Origin of the sequence: Nostoc sp. C110 (genome assembly GCF_043099725.1) — a bacterium.
Lineage (GTDB): Bacteria > Cyanobacteriota > Cyanobacteriia > Cyanobacteriales > Nostocaceae > Nostoc > Nostoc muscorum_A.
This window is the reverse complement of the sequence record NZ_CP171148.1, coordinates 3,499,875-3,524,331: the sequence shown is the minus strand read 5'-3', so window position 1 is coordinate 3,524,331 and position 24,457 is coordinate 3,499,875. Positions and strand designations below refer to the sequence as shown.

General features: G+C 42.7%; 22 protein-coding genes and 3 pseudogenes. 10 read left to right on the top strand and 15 right to left on the bottom strand.

The window, feature by feature from the left end; genetic code table 11:
- Positions 1–89 precede the first annotated feature (89 nt).
- The gene (locus ACFFRD_RS20610; RefSeq protein WP_114080155.1) at positions 90–407 is read left to right on the top strand and encodes a hypothetical protein; all 318 of its coding nucleotides are present in this window, start codon (positions 90–92) and stop codon (positions 405–407) included.
- A gap of 166 nt (positions 408–573) precedes the next feature.
- Here the strand turns inward: ACFFRD_RS20610 and ACFFRD_RS20605 are convergent, their stop codons facing one another.
- Both ACFFRD_RS20605 and ACFFRD_RS20600 read right to left on the bottom strand, forming a co-directional pair.
- Entirely contained in the window at positions 574–903 is a 330-nt protein-coding gene (locus ACFFRD_RS20605) for an RNA-guided endonuclease InsQ/TnpB family protein (protein ID WP_392482987.1), read from the bottom strand.
- Positions 866–1,072, bottom strand: a complete 207-nt coding sequence (locus ACFFRD_RS20600; RefSeq protein WP_392482986.1) for a helix-turn-helix domain-containing protein — start codon at positions 1,070–1,072, stop codon at positions 866–868. The genes ACFFRD_RS20605 and ACFFRD_RS20600 overlap by 38 nt, the downstream gene beginning before the upstream one ends.
- 306 nt (positions 1,073–1,378) lie before the next feature.
- Here ACFFRD_RS20600 and ACFFRD_RS20595 point away from each other — a divergent pair, with 306 nt between their 5' ends.
- From ACFFRD_RS20595 to ACFFRD_RS20580, 4 genes are all read left to right on the top strand, one after another.
- Positions 1,379–2,377 (top strand): M48 family metallopeptidase, encoded by a 999-nt coding sequence (locus ACFFRD_RS20595; RefSeq protein WP_392482985.1) that lies wholly within the window; start codon positions 1,379–1,381, stop codon positions 2,375–2,377.
- 254 nt (positions 2,378–2,631) lie between these two features.
- Entirely contained in the window at positions 2,632–3,222 is a 591-nt protein-coding gene (locus ACFFRD_RS20590) for a thioredoxin family protein (protein WP_392482984.1), read from the top strand.
- Positions 3,223–3,711: 489 nt separating this feature from the next.
- The gene (locus ACFFRD_RS20585; protein ID WP_114080152.1) at positions 3,712–4,032 is read left to right on the top strand and encodes a 2Fe-2S iron-sulfur cluster-binding protein; all 321 of its coding nucleotides are present in this window, start codon (positions 3,712–3,714) and stop codon (positions 4,030–4,032) included.
- Positions 4,033–4,159: 127 nt separating this feature from the next.
- Positions 4,160–4,339, top strand: coding sequence for a hypothetical protein (locus ACFFRD_RS20580; protein ID WP_069068215.1), 180 nt, complete (start codon positions 4,160–4,162; stop codon positions 4,337–4,339).
- Positions 4,340–4,554: 215 nt separating this feature from the next.
- Here ACFFRD_RS20580 and ACFFRD_RS20575 read toward each other — a convergent pair whose 3' ends face one another.
- From ACFFRD_RS20575 to ACFFRD_RS20550, 6 genes are all read right to left on the bottom strand, one after another.
- Positions 4,555–6,528: a response regulator gene (locus tag ACFFRD_RS20575; protein ID WP_392482983.1), complete on the bottom strand. Its 1,974-nt coding sequence runs from the start codon at positions 6,526–6,528 to the stop codon at positions 4,555–4,557.
- Positions 6,521–8,761 carry an ATP-binding protein gene (locus tag ACFFRD_RS20570; RefSeq protein ID WP_392482982.1) on the bottom strand — a complete coding sequence of 747 codons (2,241 nt, stop codon included), beginning with the start codon at positions 8,759–8,761 and terminating at the stop codon, positions 6,521–6,523. The genes ACFFRD_RS20575 and ACFFRD_RS20570 overlap by 8 nt, the downstream gene beginning before the upstream one ends.
- A 211-nt stretch (positions 8,762–8,972) precedes the next feature.
- On the bottom strand, positions 8,973–9,983 hold the full coding sequence (locus tag ACFFRD_RS20565) for a SpoIIE family protein phosphatase (RefSeq protein WP_392482981.1): 1,011 nt from the start codon (positions 9,981–9,983) through the stop codon (positions 8,973–8,975).
- Position 9,984: 1 nt separating this feature from the next.
- Complete coding sequence (locus tag ACFFRD_RS20560) at positions 9,985–10,383, bottom strand: anti-sigma regulatory factor (protein ID WP_392482979.1); 399 nt, start codon at positions 10,381–10,383, stop codon at positions 9,985–9,987.
- On the bottom strand, positions 10,370–10,831 hold the full coding sequence (locus ACFFRD_RS20555) for an STAS domain-containing protein (RefSeq protein ID WP_392482978.1): 462 nt from the start codon (positions 10,829–10,831) through the stop codon (positions 10,370–10,372). The genes ACFFRD_RS20560 and ACFFRD_RS20555 overlap by 14 nt, the downstream gene beginning before the upstream one ends.
- Before the next feature lie 10 nt (positions 10,832–10,841).
- Positions 10,842–11,693 (bottom strand): STAS domain-containing protein, encoded by an 852-nt coding sequence (locus ACFFRD_RS20550; protein ID WP_114080145.1) that lies wholly within the window; start codon positions 11,691–11,693, stop codon positions 10,842–10,844.
- A 22-nt stretch (positions 11,694–11,715) separates the two neighbouring features.
- On the opposite strand from ACFFRD_RS20550, the gene ACFFRD_RS20545 reads away from it, so the two are divergent.
- The 4 genes from ACFFRD_RS20545 to ACFFRD_RS20530 all read left to right on the top strand — a co-directional run bounded on the left by ACFFRD_RS20545 (position 11,716) and on the right by ACFFRD_RS20530 (position 16,423).
- Positions 11,716–11,943, top strand: coding sequence for a hypothetical protein (locus ACFFRD_RS20545; RefSeq protein WP_392482977.1), 228 nt, complete (start codon positions 11,716–11,718; stop codon positions 11,941–11,943).
- Between the two features lie 82 nt (positions 11,944–12,025).
- Positions 12,026–12,994, top strand: coding sequence for a DUF1822 family protein (locus ACFFRD_RS20540; RefSeq protein ID WP_392482975.1), 969 nt, complete (start codon positions 12,026–12,028; stop codon positions 12,992–12,994).
- A 180-nt stretch (positions 12,995–13,174) separates the two neighbouring features.
- Positions 13,175–15,511, top strand: coding sequence for a CHASE2 domain-containing protein (locus ACFFRD_RS20535; protein WP_392482974.1), 2,337 nt, complete (start codon positions 13,175–13,177; stop codon positions 15,509–15,511).
- 78 nt (positions 15,512–15,589) lie between these two features.
- Complete coding sequence (locus ACFFRD_RS20530) at positions 15,590–16,423, top strand: DUF928 domain-containing protein (RefSeq protein WP_392482973.1); 834 nt, start codon at positions 15,590–15,592, stop codon at positions 16,421–16,423.
- 180 nt (positions 16,424–16,603) lie between these two features.
- On the opposite strand, the gene ACFFRD_RS20525 is transcribed toward ACFFRD_RS20530, so the two are convergent.
- From ACFFRD_RS20525 to ACFFRD_RS20510, 4 genes and pseudogenes are all read right to left on the bottom strand, one after another.
- Complete coding sequence (locus ACFFRD_RS20525; RefSeq protein ID WP_392482972.1) at positions 16,604–17,755, bottom strand: AI-2E family transporter; 1,152 nt, start codon at positions 17,753–17,755, stop codon at positions 16,604–16,606.
- A 90-nt stretch (positions 17,756–17,845) separates the two neighbouring features.
- On the bottom strand, positions 17,846–18,037 hold the full coding sequence (locus ACFFRD_RS20520; protein ID WP_114080141.1) for a hypothetical protein: 192 nt from the start codon (positions 18,035–18,037) through the stop codon (positions 17,846–17,848).
- A gap of 461 nt (positions 18,038–18,498) precedes the next feature.
- A complete protein-coding gene (locus tag ACFFRD_RS20515; protein WP_392482971.1) occupies positions 18,499–19,407 on the bottom strand; it encodes an ExeA family protein in 909 nt (302 codons plus the stop codon).
- Positions 19,397–20,074: pseudogene (locus ACFFRD_RS20510) on the bottom strand (IS481 family transposase); the annotation flags it as partial. The gene ACFFRD_RS20515 and the pseudogene ACFFRD_RS20510, both read right to left, overlap by 11 nt.
- A 4-nt stretch (positions 20,075–20,078) precedes the next feature.
- Here ACFFRD_RS20510 and tnpC point away from each other — a divergent pair.
- Positions 20,079–21,287: pseudogene (gene tnpC, locus ACFFRD_RS20505) on the top strand (IS66 family transposase); the annotation flags it as partial.
- 136 nt (positions 21,288–21,423) lie between these two features.
- Here the strand turns inward: tnpC and ACFFRD_RS20500 are convergent.
- From ACFFRD_RS20500 to ACFFRD_RS20490, 3 genes and pseudogenes are all read right to left on the bottom strand, one after another.
- Positions 21,424–22,365, bottom strand: a complete 942-nt coding sequence (locus ACFFRD_RS20500) for an NAD-dependent epimerase/dehydratase family protein (protein ID WP_392482970.1) — start codon at positions 22,363–22,365, stop codon at positions 21,424–21,426.
- Between the two features lie 114 nt (positions 22,366–22,479).
- A complete protein-coding gene (locus ACFFRD_RS20495; RefSeq protein WP_392482968.1) occupies positions 22,480–23,436 on the bottom strand; it encodes a glycosyltransferase family 2 protein in 957 nt (318 codons plus the stop codon).
- Positions 23,429–24,457: pseudogene (locus tag ACFFRD_RS20490) on the bottom strand (glycosyltransferase family 2 protein). Before ACFFRD_RS20490 ends, ACFFRD_RS20495 begins: the two are co-directional and overlap by 8 nt.

Below are 24,457 nucleotides of genomic sequence, written 5' to 3'. Positions count from 1 at the left end.
CGTATCCTATCTACGATTGATAGCAAAATCAATCAAACTTATCTTTTCCTCGTTGTGGTAATAATCGTTAAAAGAACAAATACAATTCTATGAGTAAGTTTCAAATCGATATCGACTTCAGCAATATAGATTTAGCTTCCCTTGAGACAGAAGAAGATTTTCAAAGAGAGGCAAAAACATTACTACCAAAGGTACTTGTCAAACTAGGTGAAAGTGTGGGTGAAAAGACTTGGGAAGAATTACAGCAAAAGCTGCAAGGAACTGGAGGTAAACTCAAATCTTCTCCAAGCGAGAAACGTAAGTTTATTCAAGAAACAGGAAGAACCTATCAACGAAATGCCAGTAACAGAGAAAAACAAGAACTAGAAGATTATATAGTAGAGCAATTACGCCAATACAAACTGTAAATATCGACCTAAGTAAGTGAGCGTAAATTATCGTTGGGATAAGGCAATAGGCAACAGGCAATAGGCAATAGATATAAGGATTTTAGCCTAGTTCATTTCTCTTTACATAGTTTGGTTTTATTGTGCCAACTTACTTAACTTGTATGTCTGATTGACACTCCCCCGTTTATAAAACGGGGGATTCTTGGGTCAAAAGGGAGCTATTGCTTAACCCCTCGCCAAGCATCTTGACCGTATGCCCTACGGCTGCAAGACCGCGTTGCATGACTACCATAGCAGCAGCAACGTCTCTATCTGTTTCAAATCCAAATTCACCACAGCGATGCACTCGCTCAGACAATTCTTTCTTACCTGTGTGGTGGTTGCAGTTGGGGCAGGTCTGGCTAGTCCCATCAGGGTTGACTTTGGCAAAATATACCCCACGCTTCCAGCACACCCATTCTAAGATTGAGAGGAATTCACCAAATCCAGCGTCTAAGGTATGCTTTGAAAACATCACTTTTAATACTGCAAGCATCAATTCTGCATGACCTAGAGTTATACCAATCTTTTCGCTCTGCTAACGCAAAATTCCAAACCCTACGAGATGTTTCTAACCATGCGTCGTAGGTTTGGGATTGCTGCTGCAAAAGTTTTAGGCGATAGGTATAAGTTAGGTTTAGCATACACCTATTATATCTTAAAAACAGAGTTGCTTTTTTTAAAGCCGAATAAATTCGGCTTATTCGCGGCAGTTGAGCGTAGTCGAAACTTATATCCCCCGTATGAATGACGGGGGCTTTACGCTTCACGGCTCGTAACATATTCCTACGCAGCTTCACTGACATGGCTACCGTCGCTCATGCCAACAGACCGAAGTCTGCTCAAACGGACTTCGGTCTGTAGTACTTTTGTAAATCTTTAATTTACACAAAATATATTTTGCATTATTGTATAAAAATAATCCTTATATTACAGAGGTATCAACAATAATGCTGAACTGGGATAGAAGACTTCTAACTACTAGTTCTTTGTGCCTACTTTTGTTCTCTGCAATACTGCCAGTCCAGGCTAAACCAGTCCAACCAAAGAAAGCAGCACCCACAGCTACAACAATTTACCAGCAAGCTAAAAAAGAATTACCTGAAGATTTTTATACCCTCTATCGCGTCATAGATAGAGTAGCACGTGCCAACGAATTAGATAATCGTCCTTGGCGGGTTGTGGCTGTTCCCAAGTATGATGTCAATGCCTATGCAAGTGACGTTAATTTGGTTGCTATTTACGATGGCATACTTGACCAGTTAGCTGGTGATTCTTCAGCATTAGCTTGTGTAGTTGCCCATGAAATGGGACATCACACCAAGCGTCACATTGCTGTTGGTGAAGCTAAAAAAACTGAGTTAATTGCCAAAATTCAAGAAGAAGCAACCAAAGAAGTACTGGGAGAAAAAGAAGCTGCAAACCAAGAGTCAACAGCTGCTAACGTTGGCGGTGCCGTTGTAAATCGCGTAGTTGGAGGAACTTTTGGTGGTTTGCTGGGTTCAGTTCTGGGTAATCAAGGCGCTCAACGACAAGTAGAATCACAGCAACGCATTAATGAAATTGTCGAGAAAAAGAAAAAAGAGTTAGAACAGCGTTTAGCAGAACAAGAACGACAACAAGAGTTTGAAGCTGATGAAATTGGCTACATAGCTTCTGTGAAAGCAGGCTTTGAAGCAGAAGGATGTTTAAGAGTAATGCAGGTTTTGGCTCAAACTCCTGGTTCTGAATTTGATACAACTCATCCAGCAGTACCCAAACGGATTGAGGCAATCAAAGCTTTAATTATTAAGTATCCACCCCAGACTTTGGCTAAAGAGGGTGAAGCGCGAATATCTAAGACAAAGCCTTTAACTTATAACATTTCTAAAGATAAGACCTCGTTACGGATTAACTCAGTTCGAGGTGGTTCCCAAGCAGATGATATAGAGCGTCGCTTTGGTAAATAAAAACACCAAGTTATAGTGGCATAAATTTTAAGTAGGGTGTTCACCACTACATAACATGGTGCGTTAGGCGCGAGAGTCATATTTTTCGTAATAAACTATATCGAAATATGCGCCTAACAACCCTACAAGAATTTTATTTTTACTTTATAAATAGCCTCTAATACCCATTTTGAGTATCAAATTACGTATTAAAGAGCGGCTGGAGTCAGCTAGACTAAAGAAGAAATTGCTTAATAAGTTTTAATAATTCTGTTATGAGTACTGATTCACCTGTTAATTCTCCCGATAAGCCTGAATCTTCATTCGGGAAGCGTTTGAGAAACTTCTTAGTTGTAATGGTAGCGATCGCTCTTAGCGTTGCCCTCGTCTTAGGATTGCGAACTGAAACAACCTCAGCAACTCTAGCCAAGTTAAGCGATTCGTCCACACCATTAGAAGTAGCCGTCAGCAACGGCAAACCATCTCTAGTAGAGTTTTATGCTGATTGGTGTACTGTCTGTCAGAAAATGGCACCAGATATCACTCAATTAGAAACAGAGTATGCTGACAAGATGAATTTTGTCATGCTGAATGTGGATAATACCAAGTGGCTACCGGAAATGCTGAAATATCGGGTGGACGGGATTCCCCATTTTGTATTTTTGAGTCAGCAAGGGGAAACCATAGCTCAAGCGATCGGGGATCAACCCCGTACAATTATGGCTAGTAACTTAGAAGCTTTGGTTACTGGTTCGTCTCTTCCTTATGCTCAAGCTAGCGGGAAAGTTTCCAAATTTTCAGCCCCAGTAGCACCAACAGCTAGTCAAGATGACCCCCGCAGTCATGGGAGCCAGGTAGTAAATTAAAGTAATTCGTAATGACGCTCGCGGACTCGCTACCGCTACCCTAACGTAATTCGTAATTACTCTCGGTTCGCCCATTTTTTAGAGAGTTAGAAAAAGTAGATAGTCAAAAGTATACCGAAAGCCATATTCCCTAAAAGACTAATAGTAAAGTTATTAGATAAGTGACCTACTTACCTTTCAGGGTTTTATTGACCGGGATAGATGAGTTTACCTTGGGATAAGCGAAGCGGTATCAAAAGTTACTTTTGAGTAAGAAATCAAACTACTTTCGACTCTCTATCCTGCGCGATCGCGCATATTTATAGTAAGCAAATTTAACTAATTTATTTGTGTGTTTTATGGTAAATAATGTTAACAATCTAAAAATTGTTTAGAATTAGTTGCTATAATTATCAATTTTTTACCTAAATTTTTATAGTGACATCTGGATATTTTTAACTAATTCAGATAAACTAATAAATTTGTCCGTAGCATCACCTTCTTTTGTATATGCCCAAAACTTACACCGTAGAAATTGATCACCAAGGCAAAATTCATACCTTGCAAGTTCCTGAAAATGAAACGATCTTATCGGTTGCCGAGGCTGCTGGTTTGGAATTGCCGAGTTCTTGCAATGCAGGTGTTTGCACAACTTGCGCCGGTCAACTATCTGAGGGAACTGTAGATCAAACTGATGGTATGGGCGTTAGTCCAGATTTACAAAAGCAAGGTTACGTACTGCTTTGTGTTGCCAAACCCCTTTCTGATTTGAAACTTCAGACAGAAAAGGAAGACGTAGTTTATCAGTTACAATTTGGCAAAGGCAAATAATCAGCGAACAGTTATTCAGTTATGAATAACTGTTCACTCAGATTACCAAATCTGATAATTTACACAAGTATTTCATCGCCGATGAAGTCAGCTATTATAGAAACTATAAATTAACAGGATTTACAAAATGACAACTCATTTTATTACCGCAGAAATTGATTTACAAGAAACTCCCGCAGAGTTACTAGAAGTAATTGAAACGGAGTTAAAAAAACAAGGCGAACCTCTGCGTTGGGCAGTTACTTCTGTGGATGCTGACGAACAAAAAGCTACAGTTGAAGCCGTTGTCACGACAGTTAATAGTTAGAGGATGTTTGAAAAGTCCTCTTGTCGGTAGCAAAAATTTTAGATCCCCCTAAATTCCCCGATAAATTGGGGGACTTTGATTCTGCTTCCCCTGTGTGTGGCTGTAAAAACTAAAAGCTCGGAAATAGAAGAGTGAAACCACCCTTGGATCTGTTTGGATGCGATCGCAGGTGTGAAGTTGAGGCAGATATAGCTGGAATTTTTCACCAATCGTTGCTATACCCCGACTAGAGTCAAAATAGCCTGCATCAGTACCTCTAACTCAATTGGTTTAGAAATATGCTGTTGGAATCCGGCTGCTAGTGCCAGTTGTTGATCGATCTCTCCTGCATAAGCGGTAAGGGCGATCGCTGGAATTTCTCCGCCTTGATCAGACGGCTGCTTTCTAATTTGACGAATTAGTGTGTAGCCATCCATATCGGGCATACCAATATCACTGATTAGCAAATCAAATTTTGCTTGCCCCAAAGTGCTTAGAGCATCATGTGCTGATTCAGCTTCAGTCACTTGCGCCCCATACTGTTCTAGCAGGAAGGCGATGAATTCCCGTGAATCTCTGTCATCATCTACAAGCAGAGCTTGCAATCCATTCAGATTGAAGTCTGAGCAATTATGGAACGCAGTATCAGCTTGATTCAGTTTTGCCGCAGCGATTGGTGGAAACTTGACTGTAAACGTTGCTCCTTGACCTACTCCAGGGCTTGTTGCCTGAACGGTTCCGCCATGCAATTCAACTAAATGACGCACGATCGCTAATCCTAATCCCAATCCTCCAAATCTTCGGGTTGTTGTCCCATCGGCTTGGCGGAAGTAGTCAAAAACATAAGGCAGAAAGTCAGCAGAGATCCCCATACCAGTGTCGCTGACAGTGATTTGAGTGTATTCCGAAGGATGAGTATCTAGTTCATTCTCGATCCTTTCTAACCGCACCTCTACTCGACCACCCTGTGAGGTAAATTTAATCGCATTGGAAAGGAGATTCCAAACAACCTGTTGCAGGCGACCAGAATCACCCAACACTTGCCCAACGTTCGGTTCAAAGACTGTTTCAATCTGAATAGATTTAGCTTCAGCAGCTAGTCGCACGGTTTCCAGAGCAGCTTTGATAGTCAAAGTTAGACCGACTGGAACTGTATGCAAACTCAACTTGCCTTGGAGAATACGCGATACATCGAGCAAATCTTCGATCAGTTGCGCTTGCAGTTTAGCGTTACGCTCGATCGTTTCAAGCGCATACTGAGTTTTGGCTGCGTTCTGCTGGCTCGTTTGCAAAATTTTTGTCCATCCCAAAATCGGATTCAGGGGCGATCGCAATTCATGAGACAGTACTGCCAGAAACTCATCTTTAATTCGATTGGCTTGCTGTGCTTGTTCAGTTTGTTGCTGCAAAGAAATCATTAGCTGATTGAGGCGATCGTTCTGCTCTTGCAGCAACGCTGATGCTCGCTTCCGTTCGGTGATATCGGACAGGATGAAAACGGCACCAGTGAGAGTCCCATACTCATCAAATACTGGGTCAATAGTTTTGGCAAACCAGCGTTCTGTGGACTGAAATTCTAGAACTTGGCGTTGGTGAGTTTCTTTCGCCCAACGAAAGCAAGTGCCATCACCAACTCCCAATTCTGCGCCCATTAGCTCATGGTAAACACAACCTAAGATTTCGTGGGAGGGCTTGCAAAAAAGCTGCATCATCGCTAGATTACAGCGCAGAATTACACCTTCTTGGTCTACCAGACATACACAGTCCTTGATAGAGTCAAAGGTAGTTTGCCACTCTTGTGCTAAGGATAAAGCAGCTTCCTCCGCTCGTCGAATTCGCAGCAGCGATCGCACTGTCGCCAGCAGTTCAATGGGTTCAACAGGTTGCACCAGATAACCATCGGCACCACTATCTAACCCTTCTGCCTTATCCTGGCTTTGGACAAAACTTGCAGAAAGGTGTAGCACGGGAATAAAAGCAGTTTCGGGATTTGCCTTAATTTGGCGACATACTTCAAAGCCGTTGATATCTGGTAATTTGACATCCAAAATCACCAGAGCAGGTTGATGTTCAGTAGCTGCCTTTAATCCTGCGGCTCCCGTTGCCGCTTCCACGACAGTAAAGCCTGCATTTTGCAAAATCCGGGTGACAATGTAACGATTGGCTTCGTTATCGTCAACATGGAGGATGATAACCTGTGGCTCAGACATGACTTTGCCCACAAGGATCTAGAACAAGCCCAGCTTTGATCAGCGCATCTTGAAGTTGAGCGTTCGCCGTACCCCTACTGGGAAGCAAGCTACGCGGAGCATTCCGCAGCAAAGGCGAGGCGTAGTCCATCGTTGCAGTTTGAGAGCCTGTTTCTTTGGAAAGAATGGCGATGCTTTTTTTTGCTAATTGGCTCTGAGTTTCTGCATCAAGTTGTGCCGATGAGTAGATGATCACAGGAATCGACTGAGTGACAGGATTGCTTTTAAGTTGCTTGAGTACATCAAACCCACTCAACTCTGGCATCTCCAAGTCAAGGATGATCGCAGTCGGTTGCTCGCGTTCTGCTAAATTTAATCCTTCCCATCCGTTCATGGCTTCTAAAATACTCAATTGTGTATTTATTAACAACTGCTTCACCAAATACCGATAGGCAGGGTCATCGTCAATTAACAAGATTTTTTGAGGCTTGTTCTGATTAATTAGCGTATTAAGTTTATTCAACAACTGCAATCTGTCTACCGGCTTAATTAAGAAACCGTTGGCTCCTAGGGCTAGTGCTTGCTTCTCGTTATCAATGATGGTGATAACTAGTACAGGTATGCTGCGGGTGCTTTCATCTCCTTTGATTTCTCGCAAGAACGTCCAGCCGTTTTGCCCTTCTAGCATAATATCAAGCATAATCGCCGCCGGTTGAAGTTGTTCTAAGGCAAGCCTAGCTTGAGCTAAAGTGCGGGTCGCAATTAATTGATAGGCTGAATCCTGAAGGTGCTTTTCGTAAATAAATAGCGTTTCTCGATGATCTTCAACTGCCAGAATTGGCAGACGAGTTGGTTCAAGTGGTGCGATCGTATCCCCTCGACCGTCAGACATCGGTTGCAGTAGGGTAGGAAATTCGGTTGCATAAGGGTAGACGATGGGAATCGATGCTGTAAATGTAGAACCTTCACCCAGCTTACTTGTAACTGAAATGCTGCCGCCCAGTAGCTCCGTTAGCTTGTGCGATAACGGCAATCCTAACCCGGTTCCCTTCACCTGCTTTTGCAGAGAAGACTCAATTTGGACAAAATCCTCAAAAATGCGCTCTTGATCGGCGATCGCAATACCAATGCCCGTATCAGACACAGAGAAGGTCACGGTATGACCCCTTTGCACAGCGGTTACACGCACTTCTCCCTGCTCGGTAAATTTCAGGGCATTGGAGATAAAGTTTCTCAGAATTTGCGCGACTTTGCCCTCATCGCTATATATTTGCCCAATGCCTTCAGGTTCCTCGACAATTAGCGCGACAGAGGAGTCTTGAACCAATAATGGGCGCAGCATTCCCCGCAGTGTGGCAAACAAATCACTAACTTCAAAAAAACTAGGACGCACTTCAATTTTTCCAGCTTCCACCTTTGCCAAATCCAGCAAGTCGTTGACCAGTTCTGATAATCCGCTCGCCGCCTTTTGGATGAATGTCACCTGCTTTTCTTGCTCGACGGTCAAATCACCATCCATCCGGGCCAGTAGCATCCGAGATAGGGACAGAATCGAGTTAAGCGGTGTACGAAACTCATGGCTCATATTTGAGAGAAAGCGGGTTTTTAGCTCGTTTGCCTTTTGCAAAGAGTCTGCCTTCTCATCCAATTCTGCATAGAGGGCAACCACACCGCGATTGGTATCTTCCAGTTCCCGGTTTAGCTGGGTCAGTTCTTCCTCGCGCTTGCGTAGCTCTGCCATTGCCCGCAGTAACTCCTGATTTTGTCGCTGAATTTCTTCATAGGGATTTTGGGGCGATCGCTCTATGACGCTTTCTCGAATCTGCTGCAATTGCAAATCGGTGAAATTAGGTGTGCGCTTCGACAACCTTTTACTCATCACTACCGTTGTTCCCTGTCCTGGTAGCGATTCCATCTCAAAGAAATCCATCAGCTTTTGGCTACCGACGATGCCCAGTCCTATTCCGGTGTCAGAGGTGTAGCGTCCGGCTAAAACGTCTGCTAGATGAGGAATACCCTCACCCCGATCCTGAATTTGAATCACAAACTCTTGAGGTTCTCCCGCCACAGAAAATTCAACCGTTCCACCTTTGGCATACTGAAAGGCGTTGCGGGCAATTTCTGAAACTGCCGTTGCCAATCGTGCTTGATCTTGAGTATCAAAGCCCAATTGCTCGGCAATCTCACGAGTTCGCTGCCGAGCTTGGACAACATCTTGTTCGTTCTGGATTTCGAGGATGAAAATAGTTGTCAAGTCGCTTCACTCCAATTCAAAATTGCATTTTCTTTTCGTATCTTTAATTACGAATTACGAATTACGAAGTATCTAGGCATAAATAAATTTATTGTTTGTAGTAAGGACTTTAGTCCTGATAATCCTTGCTCTGAGCGATAAATCGCTCACTACAAACTAAGAGTTTATTTTATATTTAATTATGTCTACCTACTGAATTACGAATTACGAATTACGAATTATTTCCCATTCCCTTAGCCACTAACACTGTTACATCGTCCCGGTCTCGGTTAAAGTCTCGGTATAAAACACCTGCAATCAGGCTGGGATGTTTTTGACTCAAGCCTGGATAGCGATCGAGCTGCCACTTAGTGTCTAATCCGTCAGAATGCATAATTAAAAGTCCGTTGGCATACCAGGGATAGCTAAACTCTTGAATTTTGCGGATTTCATGTCCCACTGTGCCGTTGTTAGATATCAGATGGTGGCGTTCAGTAAATGAGAAAATGCTGGCAGCGATATTGCCAATGCCGGCAAAGCGGACAGACTGTTCTTCAAAGTCGATTTCAGCAATGGCGAGTGCTGCTCCTCGCGTACTTCGCAAGGCAGCGTGGGCAGCTTCGACGATCGCAGCAGGAGAGCGATCGTGTTCTTGAAAAATTCTGACGGCTTTTGAGGAAGCAGTAGCAGCCGCAGTCCCATGCCCTAAGCCATCGGCTACTAACAACAGGCTGCGGCAACGATCAACTTGATATGCCCAGGCATCTCCTGAAATGTCCTCGCCTCGTTTGGGCAAACAGATCGTCCCAATTTCTAAGGTCTTTTGGGGCAGATGGGGTGTCGAGTCTGACCAGAGGTGGACGAGAAGCGCTGTCCCTTGGTTGCGAATGGAGTAAATTTCTAATAAACCAGAGAGGCGAGAAATTGCACCCAGTCCATTGCCCAAGGTTCCGCCTGTGGAAAAGCCATCTTGCAAACACTCATCCACATCAACCATTCCCCGTCCTTTATCTAGCGATAAGACTTCAATACCGATGGCTGAATCGTGTTCGAGCAATCTTAGCAACAACATTCCACCCTGACCGTGCTGGATCAGATTGTTCGCAATCTCTGTCACCACAATGCCAACCTTGCCCCGTTGCGTTTCCTGAAAGCCGAGCTGAGTTGCCAATGCGATCGCTACCCGTCGCGCTTCCCCAGTCTGGCTAGATTCAGTAATTGTAATGGCGACAGATTCTCTCATTTTATTTCCATCGTACAATTATTACCCGTGTTCCTTCTCCCACCGCAGACTGAATTTCAAACTCGTTGGCGAGTCGTTTGGCACCGCTCAACCCCATACCCAATCCGCTACCCGTGGTGAACCCATCCTTCAGCGCCAGTTCAATATCGGGAATTCCCGGGCCCCAATCTTCAAAGGTCAGCCGGAGTCCTCGTCGTCTCTCTTCCTGAAGCGTTTCTAGTTTTACTGTGCCACCTCCCCCATAGTCTAGGGTATTGCGGGCTAACTCACTGGCGGCGGTCACAATTTTAGTTTGGTCTACTAAGCTAAAGCCAATTTCCACGGCCAGCTGGCGCACGGCTTGCCGAACTAAGACTACATCACCAGAAGATTGAATGTTGATTGTTTCAGTCTTCTGCATCGTCATCTGCACGCCATTGAGTGGCAATGACCTGATTTGTGGTTTCATTGAGTGACGATGGCGTCCCGCCCCCTGGAAGCGTTCGGCCCTGCCGTGCCGGAGGCAATCGCAACAGTGCCATTCCCTTTTCTACGTTTAGGGCAGTGCGAATGCCTGTCAGCGACAGCCCCAATTCCACCAGCGTAATTGCCACAGCAGGCTGCATCCCAACGACAACTGTTTGGGCATCCATCACCTGTGATATTTTGGCAATGTTGCCTAAAACCCTACCAATGAAGGAATCAACAATATCTAATGCAGAGATATCGATCAAGACACCGTGAGCGTGAGTTTGAGTGATACGGTTGGTCAAGTCATCCTGTAGAGTCATGGCGAGGCGATCATACATATCCACTTGGATTGTCACCAGCAGGAAATCGCCCATTTTGAGTATAGGAATGCGTTCCATTGGTTCCTACCTATTTGGGTTGAGAGCGGGTAATGGTCGCTCCCAAACTTTTTAGCGCTGTGAGAAAGGCATCGGCTAAGGTTGCCTTCGTTGTGATATTAGTTAAATCAATGCCGAGATAAACGATCGTTTGGGCAATTTGAGGACGAATCCCACTGATCATACAATCGGCTCCCATGAGACGGGCAGCAGTAACGGTCTTGAGCAGATGTTGAGCGGTGAGGGTATCCACGGTAGGAACCCCGGTAATGTCAATAATGGCAATTTCTGACCCGGTTTCAACAATTTTCTGCAACAACGACTCCATCATCATTTGCGTGCGGGCACTATCCAGGGTGCCGATAATGGGTAATGCCAAAATTCCGTCCCAGAGTTTAATCACTGGGGTAGACAGCTCCATCAACTCTTCCTGCTGTCGCAAAATCACCTCTTCCCGCGCCTTTTGATACACTTCAATTGTCAGCAATCCCAGCTGATCCAGTAAGTTGGTGGCTAACCAAATCTCTTCACCCAACTCAATGGGGTCTTTCAATTGCTGACGCATTCGGTTGAAGAGGGGTTGCTTGAACGAAAAAACAAATGTAGCTGTTTCCGCCGGTGTGAAGCCTTTTTGCGATCGCGATCGAGAAATGCTATTTAGTATCTCCCGCATATCTTGCCACACCCCTGCCTGAATATTGGTCAACTTGCCATGCCCAACGGCACTTCGAAACAAGCTCAGGAATTCCCGGCACTCCTCCTTTAGCTCGGCTTCTTTAATCAAACCTTTCCGAATATTGACATTGGCTAACTCCTGAGTCCACTCTGACAGCAGGTCTGCCTCGAAGGTTTCCAGGATTTCTGGTATCTTACTTTCGCTCATTGTTCCTATAAGGACAACCACTTTGATTAGTCCAAAATCAGTGTATGCTGATTCAGACCAACGCGAAAGTCGTTCGTTGGCAGCTGATATTAAACTAGCGATCGCTTTCTTTTGGTCTGGGGAAAGGTTAAAGGGTAATGGGGAAAGGGAAATTCAAACCTTTTCCCTTTCCCCCAAAACCCGAAAAGTATTGAGTTCTTGCTGCGATCGCATTTTCCGCAATTCTGAATCCCTAATTAAATTTTTCTAATAATCATTCTCTATTTTGTGGCATAAATTTAGTGAATGCGGATGATATGTACATAGCAGCATTGATCACTAAAGATTGATTTATGAATAACTCCACCTATCAGCTAGACGATTTCGCTTTAACATTACCGATTCCCCAATTAGCTCGGATCACTGCCCAGGAATTTGCTAACCAACAGCCAAATTCGGAAAAAGCAGAGCAAGTTCGGCTGAATACGCTAGCTGTGTGGGTGGTGAATGACTACTTGGAAATGATGGATATTCCTACCAACCTCCAAGCTAGCGACAGCTGGAACCCCATCATGCGCCTCTGTGGAAATGTTGCTGACTTAGAATTGCCCTCAGTTGGCCGTCTAGAGTGTCGCCCTGTCCATCAGCATCAAGAGATATGTTTCATTCCCCCAGAAACTTGGGAAGAACGGGTGGGTTATTTAGTAGTTCAATTTGATGAATTACTCCAAGAAGCAAGGCTACTTGGTTTTATTCCTAGTGTCGCAACTGAAACACTGCCTTTAAAACAACTGCAACCATTGGAAGCATTTATCGACCATTTAGCAGAATTGCGTCAATCTCCAGTTAGTTCACTCGTGAATTTGAGTCAGTGGTTTACTGGTATATTTGAGGCAGGTTGGCAAACGATTGAATCTTTGTGGAACTTGCCGGAACTCAGACCAGTTTATGCCTTTCGTAGTACCGAAACTTTAGAACTCAATGCCCTCAATCAAGCAGAATCAATTACTAAACGGGCAAAACTAATTGATTTAGGTATCCAAATTCTTAACCAACCCGTTATGTTGATTGTGGAAATCAGCCCAGAAAAAGATCAACAAACCAGTATTCATCTGCAATTGCACGCCACTGGGAATCAAATCTACTTACCACCCGGAGTTCATCTCACCGTTCTAGATAGTTCGGGAGCTGTATTTCTAGATGCTCAATCGAGAAAATCAGACAACTACATTCAGTTACAGTTTCGCGGTGAACCTACAGAACAATTTAGTGTTAGGGTAGCCATTAATGATACTAGCATTACTGAGCATTTTCGGATTTAAAACATCCAGTTATTTTCCCTCTTGTCGGTAATTTATTAAGTGCTAATTGGTTAATTAAAAATTAAAAATTAAAAATTCAAGCCAGTTTTAGGGATTTTGAAAAAAGTCTGTAAAAGCTTGTGGAGCTTGTTATGAGACATTAGAACAGGGGATGATTTTGCACAGAGGGATAGTGAGGTCATGGGTAAGTTAGTGGTTCTGAAGTTCGGAGAGGGTAGTTTTGAGCAGGGATTTGCTGTCACCCTCCAAATTGGTGAAGAACATGAGCGGGCGGCAACAGAAATCACGGGGAAACTACCTTCATTTCCCGAAATGCCGCTTTATTATAGTCATTGGCAGTCTAGTTATCGGCAGATAGGTAATCGTTATCGTCTCCATGCTGACAAAATGCAGGTGACGAATGTCTCGATGATTCAAGACTGTGAAAACACTTCCCGTATCTTACGGGCCCGCTTTAATACCTGGTTGCGAGCAGAAGAATTTCGCCATTTGAGAGAAAAATGGTTAGAAAGATTGTCGTCCGAAGAAGAAGTGCGAGTAATTTTGCAAACAGAAAATAGCCAGTTACAGCTATTGCCTTGGCATCTGTGGGAGTTGTTAGAACGCTATCCCAAGGCTGAAATCGCTCTTTCTTCACCATCCTACGATCGCATTCACAAGCCACGCCCAAAAAATCCATTAGTCAATATTTTGGCAATTGTGGGCAATAGTCAGGGGATTGATACTGAGGCCGATCAAGCTTTACTCCAACAATGTGGTAACGCAGAAGTCTGCTTTTTGGTAGAACCACAACGTAAAGAATTAACCGAGCATCTTTGGGGAAAAAACTGGGATATTCTCTTCTTTGCTGGGCACAGTTCCAGTAAAAAAAATGGAGAAAGTGGACGAATTTACCTGAATAAAACTGATAGTCTGACCATTGGCGAATTAAAGTATGCTCTGAAGAAAGCCATTGAGAACGGCTTGCAACTAGCTATCTTCAACTCCTGTGATGGATTAGGATTAGCGCGAGAATTGGCTGATTTGCAAATTCCTCAAATAATCGTCATGCGTGAACCAATCCCAGACCAGGTTGCGAAGGAATTCTTAAAGTATTTTCTCCAAGGCTTTGCTGGTGGCGAGTCTTTATATCAAGCGGTACGCCAAGCACGGGAACGATTGCAAGGACTTGAGGATCGATTTCCCTGTGCAACTTGGCTACCAATGATTTGCCAAAATCCAGCGCAGATACCACCCACTTGGGATGAATTAAGGTCTACAACAAAACCTAAAGATACCCCGAATTTAGTTTTGTCTACCAAACGCAGATTGGCAACAACTTTGTTATCCAGTTTGGCGATTACAGGTTTGGTTTTTGGGGTGAGATGTGTAGGATGGCTAGAAAGTGTAGAAATTCCTGCCTTTGACCAGATGATGCGATCGCGCCCTGCGGAGCCACAAGATTCGCGTCTGCTGGTAATTGCAATTGATGATGATGATCTGGCAATTCAGCGACAAAATGGTGAGTCATTGATTGGAGCTTCCATTTCTGAAAAATCTCTTAACAAAGTACTGGCAAAACTGAATAAATATCAACCCCGCGCGATCGGCTTGGATATTTACCGTGATTTTCAAGCCAAACAACCAGATTTAATTACTCGTCTTCAAAAAACTCAGAATTTGGTTGGCGTATGTAAAGGAAGTGATAGCACAGCAAACATCACTGGTATTAAGCCAGCACCAGAAATCCCCCCAACAAATCTAGGATTCAGTGACTTTATTCACGATTCTGATGGAGTTATCCGTCGCCATCTCCTGTTCATGAACCAGGAGCCGACATCGTTGTGTCCTGCTACCTTTGCATTCAGTCTACAACTAGCTTCCTTGTATCTGCGTCCTTCAGGAATTCAGCCAAAGTTCACCCCTGAAGGGAATTTGCAACTCGGTAAAACTATTTTTCCGAATCTGAAGTCTCGCACTGGCGGCTATCACGATATTGATGCTAATGGCGGTCAAATCTTACTTAACTACCGTTCTCCAAAACAGATAGTCCAACAGGTGAAACTTACCCAATTTTTAGCTAGTCCAATTAACCCCAGTGCTATTAAAGACAGAATTGTTTTGATTGGTGTGACAGCAAGGGGGGATTCTCCAGACACTTGGCCTACACCATACGGGGCTCCTTTAGATGAGCAAATGCCAGGAGTGTTAGTACAAGCCCACATGATCAGCCAGATCCTCAGTGCTGTGCAAGATGGGCGGCCATTGCTGCGGGTTTGGTCGCTGTGGGCTGAGGTAGCCTGGATTTGGGTTTGGTCTTTGGTAGGAGGAGTTTTGGCTTGGCGAAAGTTTTCCTTACCTTGGTTGGTATTGGCAGTTAGCATTACCTCTGGTGTTCTCTATATAGTTTGCCTTGGTCTATTAATTTCGGGTGCATGGGTGCCATTTATCCCGCCTATTTTGTCGCTAGTAGCTACGGTTAGCCTGCTGTCAATTTATAATTCAGCAACAAAAGTGCAGGTAGAGAATGGGCAATAGGGAAAGATTTTTTTGATTAAGTTTTTGGATAAGCAGCAGATAAATCTACCAGGCTTACATAGTTCAAGAAGGGTTTTTATGAAGTCAAATTCACAACCGATAAAACTGTTTTTAGTAGTAGCTTTTAGCTGTACCAATTTATTAGTTAGCCTGACTCCAGTACTGGCGAAACCAAACGTCGGTTCTTCAACTAGCGATGCCTACGGCGGTCTACGCCTACGCTCTGAAGCTAAAACAAGCCATACTAAATCCACATTTAATCAACCTGCAATTCCATCTGGCCCTCCTCCTGGAGGCCGCGTTCGTGGTGGAGCGAAGCGCAACATAAATGGATGCCAAACTACTAAACATGACCTGACTGCTTTAGTGTCCTTTACTCAGGAACCTAACTCAGTAATCAATGTCTGGGGAAAGACAACGCTAGAACACCCAAGTTGGTTTTTCTATGTGCCATATACTAAAGATTTTCCTTATGCAGTTGAATTTGTGCTGCAAGATCAAGACTCTAACGAGATTTATAAAAAACCGATCGTTCTACCAGAGAAAGCAGGAGTCATCAGTGTGTCTCTACCTACCACTTCTCCTGGCTTGGCACTAAACAAACAATATCGCTGGTTTTTCACCATTAGCTGTAACGAGGAAAAGAATTCCCCCCCGACTTACGTAGAAGGGGTAATACAAAGAGTCGAACTCAATCCCGCCGTAGTTAAAGAGCTAGAAACGACAGAACTTTTGAAGCGCTATGTTATCTATGCCCAAAACGGGATATGGTACGACGCACTTAACACACTGACTCAACTGCGCCAGAAAAATCCTAAAGATGCAAAATTACAAACAGAGTGGCAGAATTTGTTAGGCAGCATCAATTTAGATGATATTGCAGCAGAACCGATTTTTTGGGAGCAACCTTAGACTAAGAAACACATTTTCAGAGCAACTAAGTAGTTAGCCATAATTCAACATAAAATAAAATCCTAGTTGGTAGTGAGCGATAAACCACTCACTACCAACTAGGATTACTAGGACTAAATTACTAGAAATTTTAATTAATTTCTTTCTAGCTACTTGCCTTTATCCAAAATACAAAATTGATTAATCTTCTTTTTGTAAAATATCATCATCAATCCCTTTCTCCCGATTAACATCAGGACTATCTGCTGTCCAATAGTCCTCTACTTCAGGAGATTCAGAAACCATCACAAACTCAGTCTCTTTTCTATGGTTATTTCCCCATTCATCTAAAACATCTTTAATTAACACTTCTTGCAACCAAATCTTAGCCACAACAGTCAGGGGTAGTGCTAGAAATAGTCCTAAAAAGCCAAAGAAAGTTACGAAAAATAGTTGGGCAATTAAGGTTATGGCAGGCAGCAACGAAACTTGCTGTGCCATCACAATGGGTGTGATGAAATTACTCTCAACCTGTTGAATGATAAAGTAGAGAATCAAGACAGCGATCGCTTTCCAAGGTTCATCTAAGAAAGCGATCGCCATTGCTGGGATTACACTCATTGTTGGGCCCAGGTTGGGAATCAAGTTAAAAAATCCCGCTAAAACCGCTAAAGCTAGTGCTGCCTTGACATGCAAAATTGATAAGCCAATGAGACTCATCAACCCTACTACAAAGATGGCAATGAAAGCGCCTGTAATCCATCCCTCCAAAGAGACTTCACATTTATCTAAAATCCCATCTACCCGTCGCCGATAAAATGAGGGGAAAAGCCGCACAAATACTTTCCGGTAGGCCAGGGGATCGGCTAACATCATTCCTGTTAAAACCAACACTAGCAAAATCTTGAGGACGACTTCTAAAGAGCCAGATACAAAAGCAAAGGAGTTTCCCAGTAATCGATTGGCGAAGGGCTGTACTTGTTGGATGAGACTATTGATATCTGGGATATAAGGAACTAACTGGTCAGGAATACGAGTTCTCAGAGCATCAAGCCAACTATTAAAGCGCCCAAACCCTTTAGGAACCTGATAGGTTAGTTCTTGAAACTGCTGTGCAAATGGTGGGACAATAAGCCAGAAAAAACCCACAATTCCTGCGAAAAAGATCGCTACTGCCAGGAGAACGGCGAATCCACGCTTCATCCCAAAGCGTTGAAAGCGTTTTGCTAGCCGATTCAAAGTTGTGGCTAACACAACTGCGGCAAACATGAGCAAAAGCACTTCCCGAATTTGCCACAGGATGTATAAAGAAAGAACTATGGCGATTAAGCCGATCCATTGACCGAGGTTCACAGGCTAACTCCCAACGGTTGGCGAGATGCAATTTTGTTGTAATTCAGCTAGGTTAGCTGATTTTAGTCACTTGTGCGTAGATCGTTTAAGTTAATTTTGTTTCTGTGCTTGAAATCGCCACAGTAGCGCGATCGCTATAATCACAATCGGCAACAATACTATAATTAGCGCGTTGGTTCCTGTCGCCGGAATTGATAGACTTGGCCCCACATACTTAATTAATAATGATAACAAAGCCGATAGTAAAAGCAGTTTCAGAACAAATCCTAGTTGATTTCCCATAAAAGTACGGCATAAAATTTTTTGTGGTACATACGAGTTTCCTCTGTACCGTTCAGTTTCTACAATAAACCTACAGATACAAGGGAGCAATGCGGTTTTGTCAGATCCGGTAAAAAACAAGCGATCGCAAAAATCAAATCTAAGTAAGAAGTGACTTTAGTTACCAAAAATATGCTGATAGTCGTGAGAATTCATCTTGATGAGATATCTCAAAAAGATTAATAGCAAGTCATTTGACCATTGTTACCAAAAATATCTACAATCAGTCTTTTATACTTATTGTTACCTCGGAAGAAAAATTTGATAATGATTTGCTCAAATCTAGAATTGCACATATACTTTTTTCCATTAAGGTAGATAATCCCTATCTCGAAATTATTGCTCAAAGGGAATCCTAGCCTTTTTTGGGTCAAAAAAGAGAGTCTTGCAACTTGTGACTCAAACTCATCTTTTTTTAAGTGTTAATACGTCTTAGTAAGTATAAATTTATTTATACTACTGGGAAAATGATTTAGCGATCGCTTGTTCTTTACTGGATCTGACAAAACCGCATAGCTCCCGTCGTCAATTTGCTTAGATAAAACGGACTCAATAATCGCCGTGGTAACAGGTTTTTCTCCAAAGAGGTATGCAGCCTCGAAAGCTAGTGTCAAATGTTGCTCGATTTGTAGTGGTGTTCTCAAGCGTATGGCAAGTAGCTCAATGGCTTCCGCCGACAAAATATCACTTATTTGAGTATCTTCTTCTTTGCATTTAGATACTAACCATTCAATATATTCTCGCTGGCTACCAACAATACCCTCCAAAGAGAAGACCGTTGCTCGATATCCAATTTCTTCCATAGTTGGACGGCGTAAATCATTTTTCAGTTTGGGATGACCAGCTAATACCACTGAAAGTGTGCCACCACCATCTTCAACTACTTCGATTAAACGTTTGAGTCCCGTCAAAGTACTGTAATGTAAGTCGTGAGCCTCATCTACAAACAGCGCCACGGGCTTTTTACCTTTTCTAATCAAGTCGCGCAGTTCCCGTTCCCGTTTTTCGCCATCTTTTGGGATTTTGATTTCTTTATCTGTGGATAAATCGTAGAATAAGGCAGCAATTAGTGTTGGTAGCGTCGCTCGGTCTTTATCCACAGAAAGGGACTTTGAGACTAGAATCTTACCTTCTTTCTCCAAAACATCAAACAAACGTCGTAAAGTAGTCGTCTTCCCACACCCGATAATTCCAGTTATGGCAACTAACTTCCCGGAATGGATGGCGGATTTAATATCCTTAAACATTTGTTTTTGGTGGTCTGTCTCGTAGTACCCAGCCTTGGGAAACTCCCTAATCAAACGAAAGTGTTCCATGACTTCAGTGAGCATTGTGTTCCCCTCCTTTATTTGAGTGGAAATATTGCCGCACTCGTTCAATAATCGCTTTTTTATTCAAAGTTTCAGCTAACAGTACATCAATGAATGCCAACTGTTCGGTAGACAATTTAGCCAACGGTTTAGCGAGATAATCGGAAATCGCCCTTTTAGCAAACAGTACAGTGGGATAAGTAAATTCTTGGTATGGGTCGGGGTCATTAAAAGGTGTGACGGTTGGCGTAAGTTCCTTGTACTTATCCACCAGAAATTGTAGGTCCGCGTTTTTGTCTAAAGCTGTCCGTGGCAAGCCCAACTTTTTAGCTAAATCGGCAATTTTATCTGCCCATTCTTCAGTTTTAGTTTTCTTGTGTTTGCGATAGCGATGTAGTGGGATGGACCCATCAACCGGGTAAAATGGCCCGTAGCGGCGATCGCTAAATTCAACGTATAGCTCGTTGTCAAATAAACCCCACCAAAGGACGACGGTTTCACCAGCCAAGTCTGGCTCTACCTCGTAAGCTACGCCCTCAATTGATACTCTGGCATCTGAACCAACCTTTCTACGTTGTGGTTCGCGGGCAAAGTTACAGAATCGCTCCCAACTACACATTGAACGTAAACCGGACTTGGGTATATTTCGCAACCAATCTTCTATCCGCGAATGTGGTTCTATGCGGTGTGGACGGAAACCAGGAGGACAGACAGGACATCGGGGAAAAACGAGAAAGGGTTTTGGGAGAGTAGATAGGTTTGAGATATTAAGACCGCAAGTGTGTTTTTGTTGTGGTCAAAAGGAATTCAGTAACGAACCAATAAAAATAGAAACCCAGCAAGTAGCACAGTTGGTAGAAAGACCTATCGAAATCGTAGAATATCAAAGACATACCTGTATTTGCAGCGAGTGTGGGTCAAAACAAACAGCAGACTGGTCGCCAGAAATAGTACCGGGACAAGATATAGGAATCAGACTGCAAGCTTTCTTGGGATGGATAAATAATTACGGGCATTTACCATACGAGAAACAACAAGAATTGTTGTGGGAACTGGGTGAAATAGAAATTGGAGTCGGGACTTTAGTAGCCACAAATGAACGAATAGATGGTGCAGTAGCTCAAAGTATTGACAACCTTAAAGAGTGGATAAAACAAACCCAGCCGAATATCCATTCGGATGAAACACCTTGGGTAATCAAAGGGGTAAAAGAATGGTTATGGATTTTTGCCAATACCGATTTCGCTTTATTTCATGCGGCTGATACTCGTTCTCGCGCCGAATTAGAGGCAATTTTGGGTTCAAGTTACTCTGGTGTACTCAGTTCTGATGACTTTAGTGCTTATAACGGTTATCCGGTGAAAGCCCAACAGAAATGTCAGGCGCATTTACGCCGTCACTTCAAGAAACTCATCTTAATTCCTGGCTTGAATAACAAAGAGATTGGGTCAGCATTTGTCAGCCTGATAGATGAAGGTTTTAAAAACTATGCTCTCTTCCAACAAACTAAAAACATTGATGAGTTCTGGAGTTGGGCATCCGAGTTTAAAATAAAAGTTGAATCTTCCATTCATTCATGGATTGATAAAGCTGGAGGAGAAGCTGGTAAACTTTTACGCTCCTTACGTAATAAAGCTCATCAATGGTGGTATTTCTTAGACCACCCGGACATACCCCCTGATAATAATTTAGCAGAACGAACATTACGTTTAGCAGTCACAAAACGAAAAGTCAGTGGTGGTTCTCGTTCTATGAAGCGATTCCAAGATACTGCTAATTTATTGACTGTTATACAAACTTGTCGCCGTCAAGGACGCTCTGTAATTGAGTTTTTTGACCAGGCTATCAAAGCGATGGTTAACTCTTCTGTGCAGACCCCTTCTTTAATTCCTCTCGTTTAGACCTGAATCCTTACAATTTTTCAAAACTTCAATATCCCTTATTTCTACTTTTACTCTGCCTAGATTGACAAAAGAGGGATAAGCTTTACGCACAGTGTTTCTTCAGAGAGGGATAATCGATACTGCTCCTCGGAAATTAGCCAACTAAAGATGTCTCGCGTAATTCAATCAAAGTCTGTAGACCCGATTTTAGCGACCACTCAGGTGTAAAGCCTAACATTGAACATGCATTTGAGATATCAGCTTGTGAATGCTGAATGTCCCCTAGACGGGCAGGCATAAAATTAGTTGCTGATTGGTGTTGAGGAAAACAAGTTTTGAGAATATCAACTAGTTCAATCAAAGAGGTATTTTTTCCATTACCTAAGTTACAAATTAAAGAAGATCCTGATTCTAGAGGAGTAGTTAAAGCTTTGGTAAAGCCATTTGCCACATCTTTAACATATATAAAATCTCGCGTTTGAGTACCATCTCCATAAATAGTCAAGGGTAAACCTTGCTGCATAGCATCCACAAAGATGGAAATTACACCAGAGTATTGGGAATGAGGTTGTTGTCTAGGACCAAATACATTAAACAGGCGCAATCCTACAAACGAAAAACCTAATTGTCTGGCAAACAATCTGGCATATTGTTCACATACCAGTTTTTGTAAACCATAGGGAGAAATGGGGTAAGTCTGTTGATTTTCTGAAATTGGTAGTTGCGTTGGATTACCATATACAGCTGCTGAACTGGCAAACACGAGCCTGGGAATATTTAAGGCCTGGCAAAGTTGAATTACAGCGATCGTTGCAGAAAGATTATTGTGATGAGCCTTTAGTGGTTGCAGCCAAGATTGAGTAACTGATGGGGTAGCTGCTAAATGGGCAAGTCCATCAATCTGCTCGGTAAAATCCTGGGGTTGACATCTGGATATATCTTTTATTAGTAGTTTGAGACGAGGATGCTCAGGTAGGTTTTGCAAGCTACCTGTTGATAGATTATCAACGACAGTGACATGATGACCATCTGACAAAAGCTGTTCTGTCAGATGGGAGCCGATAAAGCCGGCTCCACCAGTGACAATAAAGTGCATAATTTTGAGGTGCTTTTACGAAAATATTCTCATCAGATTTGAAGATGAACCTAAACCTATATCTGCATTACCTCTGTTTTCTATCGGAGCGGGTAGAGCTTATTTAGGTGGTATCTAGTTACGGATGGGAAGGAGCAAAATTCTCTGCCCTATATGATGCAATTTAAATTTGATTCGTTGGAAATAGTATAAAAAGAAGTCCCATTCTGGATGATAATATGGCCACAATCTCTTCTGTAGAGCCTTCCAAATTTCAGCATTCTTAACATCTTCTTTAGACAAATACTCGGCTATCCAGTTTAAGAACACAAATTCTGCGGGATTTTTATTAAAAGGATGGTATTTTCCTGTTTTTTCGGCAATAGAACAACTGGAGCCTGGATGTTGTCGATATCTATCCCAATAGTTAGGCTCTATAAACACAGATGCTTTGAGATAAACTTTGGCGAAAAAGACTTGATCTTCATACATACCCCGGAAGCTCTCTTCAAATCCCCCAATCTCTTGAAATAACTCGCGTCGGATCAACACACTACAAGTAGCAGGTGTATTAATTTTGTTTTGCAACAAGAGTGTTAGCAGTTTTGGCGGATGCAATAACCCATTGAGCGGAATACCAAGTTCTCGAACACAGTCGCGTTTGCTATCTTCAGGATTCCCTGTCCAACTGTACCAAAATTGACTTGCTCCAAAAACTACTGTTGCTTGAGGATTAGATTCCATGATTGATAGTTGCCGTTCTAGTTTCTGCGGCAACCAAACATCATCAGCATCTAACAAGGCTATATATTCACCTTTAGCGTTGCGGATGCCCAAATTGCGCGTCGCACTCATGCCAAGGTTTTGATGGCGAGCGTGTTCCAGATAGCGTACTTTTTCTGGGTATTTTTTGGCATATCGCAAGGCGATCGCTGTGCTACCGTCGGTAGAACCGTCGTCTACAAGCAGAAGTTCCCAGTTGCCATAAGTTTGAGCAAATACGCTTTCTATCGCTTCTTCAATAAACCTCTCAGCGTTCAAAAAGATAATAATGGCGGAGACTAAGGATTTTTTATTTATATGTTCAGTCATTAACCCACCTCAAAAGCTTCTTGAAGAATATTTTCTCTATTCCAGCTATTGAAATTCTTATTTTGAGGTTCAGAGATCCAAAGTATAAAATTGGATGCACAACCCGTAATTTTTCCTCCATGAATACTCTCCACACTCTACTATCTTTAACATCATGTACAGATAAGTACTGGTATACCCAATTCAAGAAAGTTAGACGGGCAGTGTATTCTTTAACTTTTCGATTGGCAGCTGTGTTGCAACAGCTATTAGGATGTTGTCTATATTTATACCAAAATTTACTTGCCACAAATACAGGGAATTGAAGACAAACCTTTGCACAAAAAACTTGATCTTCATACAGACCTCGAAATGTCTCTTCAAAGCCACCGACTTTTTCTATTATCTGACGGCGCACCAACATTCCTGATATGGAAATTTTCATTTGTAATAAGAGCAGGAACAGCGTTGGAGGCTGGACTATAGTATCAATCTGTACTCTAGAGTCCTCAACAGAGACAATAGGAGTATCTAAAAAGTCACGTCTCATATCTTGAGGATTTCCAGTCCAGCTGTACCACCACTGAATTGGCCCATAAACCATAGCAGCATCGGGATGGGAATCTAAAATAGCGGCTTGTTCCTCTAAAGTATTTGGTATCCAAATATCATCGGCATCTAAAAAGCTAATATATTCGCCTTTGGCCTGGCTGATAAGCTAATCGTCATTCATTTTTCCAGGCTGATTCGCTTGGAGTAAAGGCTTCAGCCCTGGTGTTATGCAACGCTTACCTAAGTTACGAGTTGCACTCATGCCGCGATTCTGATGTCCTTCATGTTCTAAGTAAAAGACTTTTTCAGGATATTTTTGTGTGTAGCTTATAGCAATATCAGTACTACCATCGGTAGAGCCATCATCGACCAGTAATAGTTCCCAATTTTCGTAAGTTTGTGCAAATACGCTTTGTATAGCTTCTATAAAAAACTTATCACCAGCATTGAAGAAGATGATGATGCAAGAAATCAGAGGTTTGCTAGTCAT

Excerpts from the sequence above, each read along its gene's own strand:
- ACFFRD_RS20580 (WP_069068215.1), top strand. The coding sequence starts at position 4,160 with ATGACAACTCATTTTATTACCGCAGAAATTGATTTACAAGAAACTCCC.
- ACFFRD_RS20565 (WP_392482981.1), bottom strand. The coding sequence starts at position 9,983 with ATGAGAGAATCTGTCGCCATTACAATTACTGAATCTAGCCAGACTGGG.
- ACFFRD_RS20560 (WP_392482979.1), bottom strand. The coding sequence starts at position 10,383 with ATGCAGAAGACTGAAACAATCAACATTCAATCTTCTGGTGATGTAGTC.
- ACFFRD_RS20535 (WP_392482974.1), top strand. The coding sequence starts at position 13,175 with ATGGGTAAGTTAGTGGTTCTGAAGTTCGGAGAGGGTAGTTTTGAGCAG.
- ACFFRD_RS20555 (WP_392482978.1), bottom strand. The coding sequence starts at position 10,831 with ATGGAACGCATTCCTATACTCAAAATGGGCGATTTCCTGCTGGTGACA.
- ACFFRD_RS20575 (WP_392482983.1), bottom strand. The coding sequence starts at position 6,528 with ATGTCTGAGCCACAGGTTATCATCCTCCATGTTGACGATAACGAAGCC.
- ACFFRD_RS20495 (WP_392482968.1), bottom strand. The coding sequence starts at position 23,436 with ATGACTGAACATATAAATAAAAAATCCTTAGTCTCCGCCATTATTATC.
- ACFFRD_RS20595 (WP_392482985.1), top strand. The coding sequence starts at position 1,379 with ATGCTGAACTGGGATAGAAGACTTCTAACTACTAGTTCTTTGTGCCTA.
- ACFFRD_RS20600 (WP_392482986.1), bottom strand. The coding sequence starts at position 1,072 with ATGCTAAACCTAACTTATACCTATCGCCTAAAACTTTTGCAGCAGCAA.
- ACFFRD_RS20515 (WP_392482971.1), bottom strand. The coding sequence starts at position 19,407 with ATGCTCACTGAAGTCATGGAACACTTTCGTTTGATTAGGGAGTTTCCC.
- ACFFRD_RS20605 (WP_392482987.1), bottom strand. The coding sequence starts at position 903 with ATGTTTTCAAAGCATACCTTAGACGCTGGATTTGGTGAATTCCTCTCA.
- ACFFRD_RS20540 (WP_392482975.1), top strand. The coding sequence starts at position 12,026 with ATGAATAACTCCACCTATCAGCTAGACGATTTCGCTTTAACATTACCG.
- ACFFRD_RS20610 (WP_114080155.1), top strand. The coding sequence starts at position 90 with ATGAGTAAGTTTCAAATCGATATCGACTTCAGCAATATAGATTTAGCT.
- ACFFRD_RS20590 (WP_392482984.1), top strand. The coding sequence starts at position 2,632 with ATGAGTACTGATTCACCTGTTAATTCTCCCGATAAGCCTGAATCTTCA.
- ACFFRD_RS20530 (WP_392482973.1), top strand. The coding sequence starts at position 15,590 with ATGAAGTCAAATTCACAACCGATAAAACTGTTTTTAGTAGTAGCTTTT.
- ACFFRD_RS20550 (WP_114080145.1), bottom strand. The coding sequence starts at position 11,693 with ATGAGCGAAAGTAAGATACCAGAAATCCTGGAAACCTTCGAGGCAGAC.
- ACFFRD_RS20500 (WP_392482970.1), bottom strand. The coding sequence starts at position 22,365 with ATGCACTTTATTGTCACTGGTGGAGCCGGCTTTATCGGCTCCCATCTG.
- ACFFRD_RS20585 (WP_114080152.1), top strand. The coding sequence starts at position 3,712 with ATGCCCAAAACTTACACCGTAGAAATTGATCACCAAGGCAAAATTCAT.
- ACFFRD_RS20520 (WP_114080141.1), bottom strand. The coding sequence starts at position 18,037 with ATGGGAAATCAACTAGGATTTGTTCTGAAACTGCTTTTACTATCGGCT.